Source organism: Novipirellula rosea (genome assembly GCF_039541335.1).
GTDB classification, from domain to species: Bacteria; Planctomycetota; Planctomycetia; order Pirellulales; family Pirellulaceae; genus Novipirellula; species Novipirellula rosea.
This window is the reverse complement of record NZ_BAABGA010000092.1, coordinates 1-645: the sequence shown is the minus strand read 5'-3', so window position 1 is coordinate 645 and position 645 is coordinate 1. Positions and strand designations below refer to the sequence as shown.

The 645-nt window shown below is 48.7% G+C and carries 1 protein-coding gene; it reads left to right on the top strand.

Annotated features, from left to right (window positions below):
• The coding region (locus ABD971_RS29245; RefSeq protein WP_345327263.1) for a hypothetical protein at nucleotides 1-343 on the top strand (343 nt) is incomplete at its 5' end.
• Nucleotides 344-645 lie beyond the last annotated feature (302 nt).

Genomic DNA, 645 nt, shown 5'->3' with positions numbered 1-645 from the left:
ACGCACCATTTACCTTCCCGTTAAGACCGGTCCACTGTCAACTTTTCGTGGGCAATTCCAGAACCCATCCGTGACTTTCTTAACTGCCATATTCTGTGAAGAGTTTCTTGCACACGCCAAGAAATTACGAACTCAGTGGTGCGTCAAAGTCAAGAGGGAGCTGGGGAGAAACGTCGCATCGTCAACGAGACACGAACTACGCGTGATGGAAGGTGTTGACACGATGCTGGCCTACCAGCTTACTTCGGTAGTCTTCACAGGGATTCTGGTCGTCAATGGAGAGCATATACAACCAAGCAAGTGGGACAGAGTTGCCATGTCTGCTGACGTCATCGCAAATTGATCCAGCAATTACCGATGGAACAAACTCAGAGTGCAGACATCACTCCGAGGAAGATGTCGTGCAATTGTTTGCGACGCTAGAGAATTGATCGTGAATAACTGTTAATCAAATCTCGATATTGTAGACAACCGTGTCGCCAACACCTTTGGTGAATTTGTCGAGTTCGAAATCGCTCGGTTTAACATACCAGCACTGAGAAACCTTAAAAGAAGCTGCAATCGCGGAACATGCCACGGCCGTAAGCGTTCGGCGGGGGGATGAGATTTGACTTCGGTAGGCTGCTGGGTTTTGTCTCAACCCCA